This window comes from Streptomyces sp. NPDC060366, from assembly GCF_042725135.1.
Lineage (GTDB): Bacteria > Actinomycetota > Actinomycetes > Streptomycetales > Streptomycetaceae > Streptomyces.
Genome location: NZ_JBHXDC010000003.1, coordinates 379,313 through 393,653 on the forward strand (window position 1 = coordinate 379,313; position 14,341 = coordinate 393,653).

Annotated in this window: 15 protein-coding genes; 7 read left to right on the forward strand and 8 right to left on the reverse strand. The window is 71.2% G+C overall.

Annotated elements, in window-relative coordinates; genetic code table 11:
- Positions 1–36 precede the first annotated feature (36 nt).
- Both ACFWHU_RS10645 and ACFWHU_RS10650 read right to left on the reverse strand, forming a co-directional pair.
- Positions 37–639, reverse strand: a complete 603-nt coding sequence (locus tag ACFWHU_RS10645) for a DUF1003 domain-containing protein (protein WP_387224626.1) — start codon at positions 637–639, stop codon at positions 37–39.
- On the reverse strand, positions 629–1,900 hold the full coding sequence (locus ACFWHU_RS10650) for a magnesium transporter MgtE N-terminal domain-containing protein (protein ID WP_385799739.1): 1,272 nt from the start codon (positions 1,898–1,900) through the stop codon (positions 629–631). The genes ACFWHU_RS10645 and ACFWHU_RS10650 overlap by 11 nt, the downstream gene beginning before the upstream one ends.
- A gap of 256 nt (positions 1,901–2,156) precedes the next feature.
- On the opposite strand from ACFWHU_RS10650, the gene ACFWHU_RS10655 reads away from it, so the two are divergent.
- Positions 2,157–2,957 carry a hypothetical protein gene (locus ACFWHU_RS10655; protein WP_387224627.1) on the forward strand — a complete coding sequence of 267 codons (801 nt, stop codon included), beginning with the start codon at positions 2,157–2,159 and terminating at the stop codon, positions 2,955–2,957.
- A 34-nt stretch (positions 2,958–2,991) separates the two neighbouring features.
- Here ACFWHU_RS10655 and ACFWHU_RS10660 read toward each other — a convergent pair whose 3' ends face one another.
- Both ACFWHU_RS10660 and ACFWHU_RS10665 read right to left on the reverse strand, forming a co-directional pair.
- Complete coding sequence (locus ACFWHU_RS10660) at positions 2,992–3,519, reverse strand: hypothetical protein (protein ID WP_387224628.1); 528 nt, start codon at positions 3,517–3,519, stop codon at positions 2,992–2,994.
- A gap of 31 nt (positions 3,520–3,550) precedes the next feature.
- Positions 3,551–4,666 carry a magnesium and cobalt transport protein CorA gene (locus ACFWHU_RS10665; protein ID WP_387224629.1) on the reverse strand — a complete coding sequence of 372 codons (1,116 nt, stop codon included), beginning with the start codon at positions 4,664–4,666 and terminating at the stop codon, positions 3,551–3,553.
- Between the two features lie 479 nt (positions 4,667–5,145).
- Here ACFWHU_RS10665 and ACFWHU_RS10670 point away from each other — a divergent pair, with 479 nt between their 5' ends.
- From ACFWHU_RS10670 to ACFWHU_RS10685, 4 genes are all read left to right on the forward strand, one after another.
- Complete coding sequence (locus tag ACFWHU_RS10670; protein WP_385799747.1) at positions 5,146–5,772, forward strand: suppressor of fused domain protein; 627 nt, start codon at positions 5,146–5,148, stop codon at positions 5,770–5,772.
- A gap of 163 nt (positions 5,773–5,935) precedes the next feature.
- Positions 5,936–6,574: a DUF6758 family protein gene (locus ACFWHU_RS10675; RefSeq protein ID WP_385799749.1), complete on the forward strand. Its 639-nt coding sequence runs from the start codon at positions 5,936–5,938 to the stop codon at positions 6,572–6,574.
- 111 nt (positions 6,575–6,685) lie between these two features.
- A complete protein-coding gene (locus ACFWHU_RS10680; RefSeq protein WP_387224630.1) occupies positions 6,686–7,555 on the forward strand; it encodes a PHP domain-containing protein in 870 nt (289 codons plus the stop codon).
- Between the two features lie 188 nt (positions 7,556–7,743).
- Positions 7,744–8,349 carry a MarC family protein gene (locus tag ACFWHU_RS10685; protein WP_385799753.1) on the forward strand — a complete coding sequence of 202 codons (606 nt, stop codon included), beginning with the start codon at positions 7,744–7,746 and terminating at the stop codon, positions 8,347–8,349.
- Between the two features lie 128 nt (positions 8,350–8,477).
- On the opposite strand, the gene ACFWHU_RS10690 is transcribed toward ACFWHU_RS10685, so the two are convergent.
- Positions 8,478–8,630 (reverse strand): hypothetical protein, encoded by a 153-nt coding sequence (locus ACFWHU_RS10690; protein WP_187280063.1) that lies wholly within the window; start codon positions 8,628–8,630, stop codon positions 8,478–8,480.
- 177 nt (positions 8,631–8,807) lie between these two features.
- Between ACFWHU_RS10690 and ACFWHU_RS10695 the strand changes: the two genes are divergently transcribed.
- The gene (locus tag ACFWHU_RS10695) at positions 8,808–9,719 is read left to right on the forward strand and encodes an NYN domain-containing protein (protein WP_385799755.1); all 912 of its coding nucleotides are present in this window, start codon (positions 8,808–8,810) and stop codon (positions 9,717–9,719) included.
- Between the two features lie 26 nt (positions 9,720–9,745).
- On the opposite strand, the gene ACFWHU_RS10700 is transcribed toward ACFWHU_RS10695, so the two are convergent.
- Both ACFWHU_RS10700 and ACFWHU_RS10705 read right to left on the reverse strand, forming a co-directional pair.
- Positions 9,746–10,606: an alpha/beta fold hydrolase gene (locus ACFWHU_RS10700; protein ID WP_387224631.1), complete on the reverse strand. Its 861-nt coding sequence runs from the start codon at positions 10,604–10,606 to the stop codon at positions 9,746–9,748.
- Between the two features lie 130 nt (positions 10,607–10,736).
- Complete coding sequence (locus tag ACFWHU_RS10705; RefSeq protein WP_387224632.1) at positions 10,737–12,560, reverse strand: DEAD/DEAH box helicase; 1,824 nt, start codon at positions 12,558–12,560, stop codon at positions 10,737–10,739.
- 506 nt (positions 12,561–13,066) lie between these two features.
- On the opposite strand from ACFWHU_RS10705, the gene ACFWHU_RS10710 reads away from it, so the two are divergent.
- Positions 13,067–13,825 (forward strand): ferritin-like fold-containing protein, encoded by a 759-nt coding sequence (locus ACFWHU_RS10710; RefSeq protein WP_387224633.1) that lies wholly within the window; start codon positions 13,067–13,069, stop codon positions 13,823–13,825.
- A gap of 37 nt (positions 13,826–13,862) precedes the next feature.
- On the opposite strand, the gene ACFWHU_RS10715 is transcribed toward ACFWHU_RS10710, so the two are convergent.
- On the reverse strand, positions 13,863–14,132 hold the full coding sequence (locus ACFWHU_RS10715) for a hypothetical protein (RefSeq protein WP_385799762.1): 270 nt from the start codon (positions 14,130–14,132) through the stop codon (positions 13,863–13,865).
- Positions 14,133–14,341: the final 209 nt, after the last annotated feature.

The window sequence follows — 14,341 nt, forward strand, 5'->3', positions numbered from 1 at the left end:
ATGGTACGGCGCGGCGCGCACGCCCCGGAAAGCGCGTCAGTGCTCGGAACGGTCTGATTCGTCACGTCTGCGCGGCGGTTGCGTCGGCGGCAGGACATGCTGTTCGGCGAGGTCCCGCACCAGATCCTGGAGCTCCGAGCGGATCCAGTCGCGGGTGGCGACCTCGCCGAGCCCCATCCGCAGCGAGGCGATCTCGCGGGTCAGGTACTCGGTGTCGGCGATGGAGCGCTCGTTCTGCTTGCGCTCCTGCTCCTGGGTGACCCGGTCCCGGTCGTCCTGGCGGTTCTGCGCCAGCAGGATCAACGGGGCCGCGTACGAGGCCTGGAGGGACAGCGCCAGCGTCAGGAAGATGAACGGGTACTCGTCGAAACGCAGTGCCGGCGGCGCGAAGATGTTCCACAGCACCCACAGGATGATGACCAGCGTCATCAGGACGATGAAGCGTCCCGTTCCGAGGAACCGCGCGATGCGCTCCGACAGCCGGGCGAAGGCCTCGGGGTCGTAGTCCGGCAGCAGTCTGCGCCTCGGCGTGCGCGGCTGGTCGAGCCGTCCGCGCGGTCCACGTGCCACGGCGCTCGCTCCCGTGGCCGCCAGGCCCCGTTCCCTCGCCGCGTCCTTCTCCGCCCGCTCAGCGCCCATTCGCGGCCTCCGCCAGGCCGTACCCGGTCTCCCGCCAGTCGTCCGGCAGCAGGTGGTCCAGGACGTCGTCGACGGTAACGGCGCCGAGCAGCGACCCGCTCTCGTCCACGACCGGCGCGGCCACCATGTTGTACGCGGCGAGATAGCCGGTGATCTGGGGCAGCGGCGTATCGGGCGCCAGGGGCGGCAGGTCACTCTCGACGATCGAGCCGACCAATGTGAACGGCGGGTCCCGCAACAGCCGTTGGAAGTGCACCGTGCCCAGGTACTTGCCCGTCGGCGTCTCGTCCGGCGCCCGGCACACGTAGACCTGCGCGGCCAGCGCGGGCGAGAGATCCTGCCGGCGCACCCGCGCCAGCGCGTCGGCGACGGTCGCGTCGGGCCGCAGCACGATCGGCTCGGTCGTCATCAGACCGCCCGCCGTCCGCTCCTCGTACGCCAGCAGCCGCCGCACATCGGCGGCGTCGTCGGGCCGCATCAACGCCAGCAGCCGCTCCTTGTCCTCCTCGGGCAGTTCGGAGAGCAGGTCGGCCGCGTCGTCCGGGTCCATGGCCTCCAGGACATCCGCCGCGCGGTCGTCCTCGAGTTTGCCCAGGATCTCCACCTGATCGTCCTCGGGCAGCTCCTCCAGGACGTCGGCGAGCCGGTCGTCGTCGAGGGCGGCGGCCACCTCGGCGCGCCGCTTGGGCGTCAGATGGTGCATCACGTTGGCCAGGTCGGCGGGGCGCAGCCGCTCGAAGGTCGCGACGAGACTCTCCGCGCCCTGGCTGTCCTCCTCCAGCGTGAAGCCGGTGACCGCGGACCAGTCGACGGTCAGCGTCTCGCCGCGTCGCCGCAGCGCGCCGCCCCTGCCGCGCCGGACGAAGACCTTCCCGATCTCCCACTCGCGGCGGGCGGGCAGCTGCTGGACGGCGACGTCGAGGACGGTCACCTCCTCGCCGCTCTCCACGAGCTGTACGCGGCGGTCCAGCAGCTCGCCGAGGACCAGGCGCTCGGTGGGGCGCTGTTCGAAGCGCCGCATGTTGACCACGCCCGTCGTGATCACCTGGCCGGAGGCGACGCCGGTGATGCGCGTCATGGGCAGGAAGATCCGCCGCCGGCTGAGTACTTCGACGACCATGCCGAGCACCCGGGGCGGCCGGCCGCCGACGCGCAGCATCGCCACGAGGTCGCGTACCCGCCCGACCTGGTCACCGTTGGGGTCGAAGACCGGCACACCGGCGAGATGAGAGACGAATACCCGGGAAGCGCCCGACGCCATGATGCGCTCCTCCCTGCCCGCGATTGTCCCTGTCCCGCACTGTCCCGCACTGCCCTGCTTTGCGGCCCGGCCCTGTCCGTGGCCTTGCCCGTGACTGTCCCCGTATCGACCGCGACAACGGGTTCAGGCTAGCCCGTACCGCTCCGTGCCGCCCTGGCGGATCCGTCCGTACGGTACGGGCGATCCGCCGCCGGGGCTCGTTGTCGAGGGGTGTGGTCGGCACGGGTACGCTGCGGTCTGCCGTCCCCCGTCACGTATGAGAGGCAGTGCGTTCGTGACCCTTCTTCGGTCCTCCGCCCGACTTCGCCGGGCCGCGGTCCCCATCGCTCTCTGTGTCGGGATGGGCGTCGCGCTCACGGCGTGCGGCGGCGACGAGGATCCGGACGCGGGGACGAACGGCGTCGGCAAACTGACGGCCGCCGGGATCGAGAAGAAGGCGAAGGCCGCGGCCGAGAGCGCGGACGCGGTGCGACTGTCGGGCACGGTCGTCACCGACGGGCAGACGTACAAGCTCAACATGTCGCTCAAGGAGGCCGGCGGGACCGGATCGGTCAGCTCCAAGACCGGCGGCACGTTCGAGCTGCTGCGCGTCGAGGACGAGCTTTTCCTCAAGGCGGACGCCGGTTTCTGGAGCCACGCGGACGACAAGGGCGGCGACGGCGGGACGAGCACCCCGCCCAGCAAGGCCGACGCCGAGGCCGCGGAGAAGCTCGACGACAAGTACGTGAAGGTCCCCGAGGACGATCCGGCGTACAAGCAGCTGCGGGGCTTCACCGACAAGAGCGTGCTGCTCGACGGGTTGCTGGGGCTGCACGGCAAGCGCGGCAAGGGCGACCGGGCGGAGATCGGCGGCGTACGCACCATCGAGGTCAACGGCAGCGAGGGCGCGGGCGGCTCGCTGAACGTGTCGCTGGAAGGCACGCCGTACCCGCTGCAACTGGCGCGGGCGGGCGGCGCGGGGACGCTGACACTCAGCGACTGGGGCAAGGACTTTCCCCTGAAGGCACCCACCAAGAACGAGACGGTGGACTACGGCAGCACGCTGCCGGGCACCTGAGCCGCCCCCTGCGGATCGCCCGTCGGCCCTGCCCTCAGTCCTGCTTCTTCTTGCGCCTGAACAGCAGACGCGGCACGGCCGCCGGGGCCGGCCGGCGCGTCGTCGCCGATGTCGGCAGCGGCGCCGCCGCCTGAGAATCCTGCGGCATGTCGGTGATCGCGTCGCGCGGCTCCAGCCGCAGCACCCGTGACTCGCGCGCCCAGCGCTCCGTCATCGAGTCGAAGTCCGGCGCGTTCAGCCGCTTGCCCTTCAGCTCCGCGACGGCCGCCTCCCACGCCTCCGTACGAGGAGCGAGTTCGGTGACGGACGCCGTCCAGGCCACCAGCCGCCCGCCCTTGTCCTTGCTCCGTACGGTGACGTCGGCGGTGGAGCCGTCCACGAGCCCGGGCAGGGGCTGCTCACCACTGCCGTCCCCGACGATCAGCGCGGCGCCGTCGAGCCACACGTGCCACAGGGCACGGGCGGGACCGCCCGCCCGCACCCAGATGAGGCCTGACTTCTTGGTGGCCTCCTCGACGAGCGCCTTGCCGAGGAGCGGGGAGCCGGGGGCGGTTTCTGTCATGTCCCGCAGCCTAAGGCGTCACTCGGCGGCCCTACAGCCACCCGTTGCGCTTCAGCATCCGGTGGATCGTGAGACAGACGACCGCGATGCCGCCCAGCACCATCGGGTAGCCGTACTTCCACCCGAGTTCCGGCATGTGCTCGAAGTTCATGCCGTAGACACCGCAGACGGCCGTCGGTACGGCGATGATCGCCGCCCAGGACGTGATCTTGCGCATGTCCTCGTTCTGCGCGACCGTCGCCTGCGCCAGATTGGCCTGGAGGATCGAGTTCAGCAGCTCGTCGAAGCCGACGACCTCCTCGTGCACCCTGGCCAGATGGTCCGCGACGTCCCGGAAGTACTTCTGCACGTCGGGTTCGACCAACCGCATCGGACGCTCGCTCAGCAGCTGCATCGGGCGCAGCAGCGGCGCCACGGCCCGCTTGAACTCCAGCACCTCACGCTTGAGCTGGTAGATCCGCCCCGCGTCCGAACCGCGCGGGCTGCCCTTCGCGGGCGCCGAGAACACATCGATCTCGACCTCGTCGATGTCGTCCTGCACGGCGGCGGCCACCGCGATGTAGCCGTCGACGACATGGTCGGCGATGGCGTGCAGGACGGACGACGGCCCTTTGGCGAGCAGTTCGCTGTCGTCCTCCAGCCGGTGCCGCAGCGCGCGCAGCGACCCCTTGCCGCCGTGCCGCACGGTGATGACGAAGTTCCGGCCGGTGAAGCACATGACCTCGCCGGTCTCCACGACCTCGCTGGTCGCGGTGAGTTCGGCGTGCTCGACGTAGTGGATGGTCTTGAAGACGGCGAAGAGGGTGTCGTCGTACCGCTCCAGCTTGGGCCGCTGGTGGGCGTGCACGGCGTCCTCGACGGCGAGTGGGTGCAGCCCGAACTCGGCCGCGATACCGGCGAATTCGGCCTCCGTCGGCTCGTGGAGGCCGATCCAGGCGAAGCCACCGCCCTTGCGTACCTCCAGCATCGCCTCGTGCGGGGTGAGGCACGGCTCGTCCTTCACCCGGCGGCCGTCGCGGTAGACGGCGCAGTCGACGACGGCGCTGGAGACCGAGGGGTCGCGGGTGGAGTCGTACGTGCTGTAGGCGGTGTTGCTCTTGCGCAGGGACGGACGGACCGCCGCACGCAGGTCACGGATCATCGACATGGCTGGGCTCCTCACGGAGAGGCCGTCGGCGGAGCGTGGCACAGCCCGGAACGGGGACGTGACGCGCGTACGGGCCGGCACGCCATCGAATCGGGATGACATGCCATGACGTGACACGACGCGGCGCGTATACGTCCGCAAAGCGGGCGGCACCGCGAGGGCGCGGTGACGGCGTTCGCTACAGACAGGCAATACAGAGCTGGTGCAGTGCTCTTCCGTCGTGCGACGAGCCGCGGGCCTGTACGGGGCAGGGCCTCAGAGAGAGGCGGTACAGCGCGAGGAAGAGCGGCTGGTACTGGCCGGGTGACTTCGATCCACCGCAGCCCCACCTCCTCCGGCCGGTCCCCCGTGGGGGATGACGTGTGTCGGGACCGGAGAGCGACGCTCACGCGCGCTGTCCCGACCGGCGGCCCAGACTAGCAGTCGATCCGGGCCAATTTTGTCTCCTGCCCGTTAAGGCGGCGTTCTATGCTCACGGGATGGCAGAAGTTCTCTCTCTGGTCGAGGCCCGGTTGCGAACGGCGCTCGGCGAGCCCGACGCGCGCGCCGCGATGACGTTCGTGGGTACGGACCGCGTCGAGGTGCTGCGCTTCCTCGACGCGGGGGAACGCGACGAGTCCGGGGAGTCACCGGGCTCCGGCGGCGCCGTCGTGCGGTACGCCACGCTCGGGATGTCCGCGCGGCCGATGGCCGACCCCACGGTCGTCGTCGCGGACCCGGAGCGGGGCCCGCGCGCCGAACTGGTCCTGTCGGTACGCGCCGGGCTCGCCGACACCGACCAGGTGCTGCGTCCCCTCGCCGTACTGGCCGCGTCGCCGCAGGTCGAGGGCCTGGTCGTGGCGCCGGGCGCGGCTCTGGAGGTCGGTGAACCGCTGTGGCCGGGCGCGCCGTTCAGCTCCGTGCTCGTCGCGGAGTCCGGCGGACTGGTGGCCGATCTGGAGCTGGACGCGCCGCTCGACCCCGTACGGTTCCTGCCGCTGCTCCCGATGACGCCCAACGAGGCCGCGTGGAAGCGGGTCAAGGGCGCGCAGGCGCTCCAGGAGCGGTGGCTGGCACACGGGACGGATCTGCGGGATCCGCTGCGCGGCTCGGTCGCGCTCGACTAGGACAGGCCGTGGGGCGTACGCCGGAGCACGGCCGTTCGCTGAACCTCGTACGCCGCCGAGAGGACTCCCCGTCTCGTACAGGCCGCTGGTATTTGCCAGGGTTCTGTGCCGGACGGGTGATCGTCCTTGACGGGGCGGCGGGCGCGGAGGACCGTTGGGCGATATGAGGGGCGAACCAGGTTGCCCGAAGTGCGGTGGCCGGGTCAGGGCGCCCGGTCTCTTCGCCGACTCCTGGCAGTGCGACACACACGGCACGGTGCATCCCATGCAGCCGGTGATACCGCCGAGTGTCGAAGCCCTCGGTGTGGTGGTGAACCGCGCCAGGGTCCCCGTCTGGATGCCCTGGCCCCTCCCCGTCGGCTGGCTCTTCAGCGGTGTCGCCTACGCCGGCGACGACCGCAGCGGCGGCCGGGCCACCGCCGTGGCCTGCTCCGGGCCCGGCCCGCTCGGTGGCACGGGGGAACTGCTGCTGGTCGCCGAGGAGCTCGGCGTCGGACTCGGGGCGCGTTACGCGGGGATCGACGGACCCGACCCGGGGCCGCACATCTGCGGCGGCAAACCCCCGCACGCCAAACTGCTTGCCGCAGGCCGCCCCACCCCGCTCTGGCACGTGCCCGACGCCCCGCCGGACCGCGCGGTCTTCGCGGGCGAGGCGCTCGGGCTGTGGCTCTGGGCGATCGTCTGGCCGGAGCAGACGGGGCTGCTGATGTACGACGAGCTGGTGCTGACCGATCTGCGGGACGCGGGCGCCGAGGTGGACCTGCTGCCGTGCGGGGCCCTTTCGCAGCGCCTGCTGAGCTGACGGGCGGCCGGTCGGGCCGGTGGGAGGGCCGGGGCCGGGCGGCCGGGAGGGTCTGGATCGCCCGTTACCCTGGAGCGTCCCCTGTCTGCCCGAGCCCCTGGAGTACGCGTCGTGCGCATCGACCTGCACACCCACTCCACGGCGTCGGACGGCACGGACACCCCGGCCGAGCTGGTACGTAACGCCGCCGCCGCCGGCCTCGACGTCGTCGCGCTCACCGATCACGACACCACGCGGGGCCACGCCGAGGCCGCCAAGACCCTCGCCGATCTCGACAGCGGCCTCACCCTGGTCACCGGCGCCGAGCTCTCCTGCCGCACCGACGGTGTGAGCTTGCACATGCTGGCGTACCTCTTCGACGCCGACGAGCCCCAACTGCTGCGCGAGCGCGAGCTGGTGCGCGACGACCGGGTGCCCCGCGCGCGGGCGATGGTGGCCAAGCTCCAGGAACTCGGCGCGCCGATCACCTGGGAGCAGGTCGCCCGGATCGCCGGGGACGGCTCGATCGGCCGCCCGCACATCGCGTCGGCGCTCGTCGAGCTGGGCATCGTGGGCTCGGTCGACGAGGCGTTCAGCTCTCGTTGGCTCGCCGACCACGGCCGGGTGCACGTGCCCCGGCACGAGCTGGACCCCTTCGACGCGGTCCGGCTGGTCAAGGCAGCCGGCGGCGTCACCGTCATCGCGCATCCGCTGGCCGTGACCCGGGGCGCGGTCGTGACGGAGGCGGCGATCGCGCGGCTGGCCGAGGCCGGGCTCGACGGCGTCGAGGTCGACCACATGAACCACGACGAGCCCACGCGCGCACGGCTGCGCGGACTCGCCGCCGAGCTGGGCCTGCTCACCACCGGCTCCAGCGACTACCACGGCACCCGCAAGACCGTCCGGCTCGGGGACTACACCACCGACCCGGAGATCTACGGCGAGATCGCCCGGCGCGCCTCGGGCGCGTTCCCGGTGCCGGGCACGGGCGGACAGGCCTGAGCGGCGGCGTACGTCGCACCCCCGCACCACGCACCCACAAACCCCCCGCATCACGCACCCCCGTACCTCGTAGGCCGTCTCCTCACGGCCCGGCAGCGGACCACGTACGCCGTCGTACGCGCTCCGCGCCGCCTCCCGGTCTCCCCGGGCCCCGCGCTCCATCCACCCACTCCTCGCAAGGCCACACCGTGTTCGACGCCGCCGTTTTCGGCTCCCTCTTCCTGACCCTCTTCGTGATCATGGACCCGCCCGGGATCACGCCGATCTTCCTCGCCCTCACCTCCGGGCGCCCCGCCAAGGTCCAGCGCCGGATGGCCTGGCAGGCGGTGGCCGTCGCCTTCGGTGTCATCACCGTCTTCGGCATCCTCGGCCAGCAGATCCTCGACTATCTGCATGTGTCCGTCCCCGCGCTGATGATCGCGGGCGGGCTGCTCCTGCTGCTCATCGCGCTCGATCTGCTCACCGGCAAGACCGACGAGCCCAAGCAGACGAAGGACGTCAACGTCGCCCTGGTACCGCTCGGGATGCCGCTCCTGGCGGGCCCCGGCGCGATCGTCTCCGTGATCCTCGCCGTCCAGCACGCCGAAGGCGCGGCGGCGCAGGTGTCGGTGTGGGCGGCGATCGTGGCGATGCACGCCGTGCTCTGGCTGACGATGCGCTACTCGCTGGTGATCATCCGGCTGATCAAGGACGGCGGTGTGGTGCTGGTGACACGGCTCGCCGGAATGATGCTCTCGGCCATCGCCGTGCAGCAGATCATCAACGGCGTCACCCAGGTCGTCCAGGGCGCGTGAACACGCCACGGCGCGTGGCACCAAGCACATGACACCGAGGCGCGCCACACCAAAGCGCCCCCGTACGGATGGTCCGTACGGGGGCGTCTCGACATGTGCCGATCAGTGGATCCAAAGGGATCCGGAACTCAAGAAGCCGTGGTGACGGCCGGTCGGATATAGAGGCGCTGCCCTGTTGAGGCGGCCTGCTGCACGATCTGATTGACGGAGGCGGCGTCCACAACGGTGCTGTCCACGGCGGTGCCGTCAGCATCGTTCAGTCGCATGATCTCGAAGCGCATATCGCTTCTCCCTTCGTCTGATCCTCCGTAGGAGAACTATGTGTGACGGTGAGCCCGTCGTTGATTACATAAGGCCACAACGCCTTGCCCTCTGCAAACATTCCCTACACTAAGGAAAATTTTCAGTCGGCTAACTACTGGCGGGTACAGCCGCGCCCACGGAACAATGGGTCCTGTATGAGCGAGGCAGAGATCAACCCCGACATCGCCGAGGTCGGCGCCCGCTTGGAGCGCACCAACGAACTGCTCCAGCGGATGCTGGCCGAGGTCGCGAAGACCCCTTCCACCCACGCCATTTTCGTCGACGCGGGTTACGTCTACGCTGCGGCGGGATTACTGGTGGCGGGAACCGAGGACCGCCGGTCCTTCGATCTCGATGCCGAGGGGCTCATCGAGGCGTTCATCGACAAGGCACGCACGATCTTCGCGGACAGCAGGCTGCTGCGCGTCTACTGGTACGACGGCGCCCGGCGGCGTATCCACACGCCCGAGCAGCAGTCCATCGCCGAACTGCCCGACGTCAAGGTCCGCCTCGGCAATCTCAACGCGAACAACCAGCAGAAGGGCGTCGACTCGCTGATCCGCACGGATCTCGAATCGCTCGCCCGACACCGCGCCATCAGCGACGCCGCGCTCGTGGGCGGTGACGAGGACCTGGTGTCCGCCGTCGAGGCCGCGCAGGGGTACGGGGCGCGCGTCCACCTCTGGGGCATCGAGGCCGGCGACGGGCGCAACCAGGCCGAGCCGCTGCTGTGGGAGGTCGACAGCCAGCGCACCTTCGACCTCGACTTCTGGCGGCCGTACGTGACGCGGCGGCCGGTCACCACGTACGAGAACGAGGGCGATCCGCCGCCCTCGCGCGAACAGGTGCGCTTCATCGGCGCTCAGATCGCGGCCACCTGGCTGGTGGGGCGGGGGCGGGTGGCGATGGCCGAGCTGCTGCCCGGCCATCCGTATCTGCCGGGGCCGGTGGACCAGGACCTGCTGATCGAGGCGGAGAAGCTGCTCCAGCGGTCGCTGCGCGGGCACGCCGTGCTGCGGCGGGCACTGCGCGACGGCTTCTGGCAGCACCTGGAGGCGCAGTTCTGAGCGTCTGACGCCACACGCGCGGTCGCTCACCCCCGGTGCCGGCCGGCCTCGTCCCAGAACGCGCTGAGCGCGGCGGCCGTACGCGGCGGCTGATCGGTGTTCGGCGAGTGTTCGGCGCCCTCGATCACGGTCCTGCGCGCGCCCAGCCTCCGTGCCATGTCGTCGAGCAACGGCACCGGCCAGGTGTCGTCCCGCTCGCCGGACATCACATGGACGGGCAGATCCCGTACGGCCGCCAGCTCTGCCACCCGGTCCGGCTCCACCGTCAACTGCCGCCCCGTGGCGATCAGTTGGGCCGGGTTGTGGCCGAGCCAGCGACGGCGCAGATCCGCGCCGTCGACATCGGTCTCCTCCGGCGGGTCCATCGCCCGGATGCCCGCCCAGACCTGCTCCATGTCCATGTGCGTGAGTTCCAGGGCCTCGCTCAGCAGCCGTACCCGCTCCTGCTGGGAGGGCGCGATGCGGGCGGGGCCCGACGAGATCAGCGTCAGCGTCAGGAACGGCTCCGGGTCCGTCAGGACGGCGGCGCGGGCGATCTGCCCGCCCAGCGAGTGACCCACGAGGTGGACCGGGGCGCCGACCGCAGCCACCTGTGCCAGCACATCCGCCGCCAACTCCTTCTGGGCGTACGCCTCTTGGGAGTCGGGCCCTTCGGACTCGTACTGCCCGCGACCGTCCACGGCGAGGACGCGGTAGCCGGCCGCGGTGAGCGGTTCCAGCATCGCGATGAAGTCCTCCTTGCTGCCCGTGTATCCGGGCAGCAGGAGCGCGGTGCCCCGCGGCGTCCCCTCGGGGCGCGCGTCGAGCACGGCGAAGGGCCCGCGCCCGGTCGACAGCTGGAGCGCGCGGGCGCAGGGCGGGGGAGTGAACGTGGGCGGCCGGCTCATGCGACGAGAGTAAGACCCCGCGCCCGACGCCGCCTCACCCGGCCGGGGCGCCGAGAGCGCCCTCCTACTGAGGCGCGCACACCGATGGCCCGGCACCCCCTGCGGGGACCGGGCCATCGTGTGCGCTGTGTCAGCTCTCGGGCTGGGCGACCGCCGCGCGCGTACGACGGCGGCGCGGCTTGGCCTCGGCGGCGGGCGCGTCGGCGTCCGTCGCGGCGGCGGCCTTCGCCGTCTCGGCCTCGACCGGGGCCTTGGCGCGCGTACGGCGCCGGGGCTTGGTCTCGGTCTTCGTCTCGGTGTCGCTGTCGATGACCACGGACGGAGCCACGGTCTCGACGGTGTCCACGGCCTCGACCGCGGGCTTGGCGGCGCGCGCACGACGACGGCGCGGCTTGGTGGCCACCTCGGCGTCGGCGTCGCCCTTCGGCTCGGCGAGCGGCTCGACGAACACGTCGGCCGCGGGCTGAGCCACGGTCGTGGCGACCGCGTCGGCCGCCTCGGCGGGCACGCTGACGCGCGTACGCCGACGACGGCGCGGGATGCGCGGCTCCGTACCGTCGGCGCCCTCGGCGGTGTCGACCGCCGCGGTCGCCGCCGGAGCGGTCGCCGTCACCGTCTGCGTCTCGCCGGCCTCCAGCGCGGTCCCGCCGCGCGTACGGCGGCGCTGCCGCGGCGTACGCGTACGCGCCGGGCGCTCCTCCTGCACGGCGGTGGACGTCCGCGCCGACGACGACGGACCGGCGGACTTACGGCCGCGACCGCCCGTCTCGCCCAGGTCCTCGACCTGCTCCGCCGACAGACCGGCACGCGTCCGGTCCGTACGCGGCAGGATGCCCTTCGTCCCCGCGGGGATGTCGAGCTCCTCGAAGAGGTGCGGCGACGTCGAGTACGTCTCCGGCGGGTTCGGGAAGCCCAGGTCCAGAGCCTTGTTGATCAGCTGCCAGCGCGGGATGTCGTCCCAGTCGACCAGCGTCACGGCGATACCGGACGCGCCCGCGCGGCCGGTGCGGCCGATGCGGTGGAGGTAGGTCTTCTCCTCCTCGGGCGACTGGTAGTTGATGACGTGCGTCACGCCTTCGACGTCGATACCGCGGGCGGCGACGTCGGTGCAGACCAGAACGTCCACCTTGCCGTTGCGGAACGCGCGCAGCGCCTGCTCACGCGCTCCCTGGCCCAGGTCGCCGTGGACGGCGCCCGAGGCGAAGCCGCGCTGGGCGAGCTGGTCGGCGATGTCGGCGGCCGTACGCTTCGTGCGGCAGAAGATCATCGCGAGCCCGCGGCCCTCGGCCTGGAGGATGCGCGCGACCATCTCCGGCTTGTCCATGGAGTGGGCGCGGTAGACCCGCTGGGTGGTGTTGGCGACCGTCGCGCCGGCGTCGTCCGGGGACGTGGCGCTGATGTGCGTCGGCTGCGACATGTAGCGACGGGCGAGACCGATGACCGCGCCCGGCATGGTGGCCGAGAACAGCATCGTCTGGCGCTTCGCCGGCAGCAGCTGGATGATCCGCTCGACGTCGGGCAGGAAGCCCAGGTCGAGCATCTCGTCGGCCTCGTCGAGAACGAGTCCGCGCACGTGCGACAGGTCGAGCTTGCGCTGGCCCGCCAGGTCGAGGAGCCGGCCGGGGGTGCCGACGACGACGTCGACGCCCTTCTTCAGGGCCTCGACCTGCGGCTCGTAGGCGCGGCCGCCGTAGATCGCCAGCACGCGCACGTTGCGCACCTTGCCGGCGGTCTGGAGGTCGTTGGTGACCTGCTGGCACAGCTCGCGGGTGGGGACGACCACGAGGGCCTGCGGGGCGTTGGTCAGCAGCTCGGGGGCGGCCCGGCCCGCCTCGACGTCGGCGGGGACCGTGACGCGCTCGAGGAGCGGCAGGCCGAAGCCGAGCGTCTTGCCGGTGCCGGTCTTGGCCTGGCCGATCACGTCCTTGCCGGACAGCGCGACCGGGAGGGTCATCTCTTGGATGGGGAACGGAGACACGATGCCGACGGCTTCAAGCGCTTCGGCTGTCTCGGGGAGGATTCCGAGGTCTCGGAAAGTCGTAGTCAGGGTGCTGCCTCTTCTGTGAGACGCGACGCGAGGCGAACGCTGGGGGTCGTACCGCACCTGGGTACTCGGCCGGCCGTGGATTGGCCGGATGGCGCGGGACCACTGCCGTCGCTCGAGCGCTCGTGCCGCTGAGGGGGCCCCTCATCTGCGGTCATACGCAGCTGTGCGTACGGTCCGCGCGGAGGGCGGTCGGGGTCGGAGCCGATCGGGCCACCGACCGGGCATCCTCATGGGGCCTGTCCGGGACAGATCTCCCGGTCAAACACTGCGATGGCCCACCGAATACTCGGCAGGCGCATTACCACTGTACCCCGGAATCGCGCATGTGTGTTGGACGAATTCGTCGGAACGGTATGAGAGCAGTCACTGACCAGGCCCTTACGCGGTGCGCGGAGCGGGCTATTGTGCGCTCCATGGAGACGTCTGACAACGCCACTGCACCCAAGTCCACACCCGGATCCGCGCCCTCGGAACTCACCGGGATCGCCGCCCAGGACTGGGCGGCGGCCTCCGCCGATCCGAAGTACCGGGCCGCGGTCGTGGATCTGCTGGGAGCACTCGCCTACGGCGAACTGGCGGCTTTCGAGCGGCTCGCCGAGGACGCCAAACTCGCGCCGACGCTGGACGACAAGGCGGAACTCGCGAAGATGGCCTCCGCCGAATTCCACCATTTCGAGAGGCTGCGCGACCGTCTCGGCGAAATCGACGCCGATCCCACGGGCGCCATGGACCCCTTCGCCGCCGCGCTGGACGACTTCCACCGCCAGACCGCGCCGTCGGACTGGCTGGAGGGCCTGGTCAAGGCATATGTGGGCGACTCGATCGCCAGTGACTTCTACCGCGAGGTGGCCGCACGGCTGGACTCCGACACCCGCGGTCTGGTGCTCGCTGTGCTCGATGACACAGGGCACGGCAATTTCGCGGTCGAGAAGGTCCGGGCGGCGATCGAGGCAGAGCCTAGGGTCGGCGGGCGGCTCGCGCTCTGGGCGCGGCGGCTGATGGGAGAGGCGCTCTCGCAGGCGCAGCGTGTGGTGGCCGACCGCGACGCGCTCTCGACGATGCTGGTGGGCGGGGTCGCGGACGGTTTCGACCTGGCCGAGGTCGGCCGGATGTTCTCGCGGATCACGGAGGCGCACACCAAGCGGATGGCGGCTCTGGGGCTGGCTGCCTGAGTTTTCCCGTCCGGGGCGGTCTGCCCGCGGCCGGGAGTCAGGAGGGCATCGGCCGGCGCAGACCGTGGCCCACGGGGCGCAGCAGCAGCGAGAGCAGGACCGCCCCGACGGCCACCGCGCCGATCAGCGTCGCGACCACATGACCGGGGCCGAGCGCCGCGTGCGTGAGCACCGCGCCGAACAGGGATCCGAGGGATCCCGCGGCGAGCACGAGGCGGCGGGACGGGAGCCGGTGGGGCAGTCGCTGGAGCGCGGCCCACGAGGCGCCGAGTCCGAGCAGGATCGCACCGAGAGCTTCCAAGATCACTGCTGTTCACCTCACGAAGCGCGCCGGGTAATTCGGTCGTAGCCCGGTCTACCCGGAGTGTGCGCGGAACAACCCTCCGCGATTCGAAGAGACGACGAAGGAGTGGCCCGGGGGGGTACCCCCCCCGGCCCCCCCACAGTCGCCGTTGTGGTGTTAGGGCGGCACGGACCCCGCCCCCCAAAAAATTGCGAAACCCCCAACACGGGTGG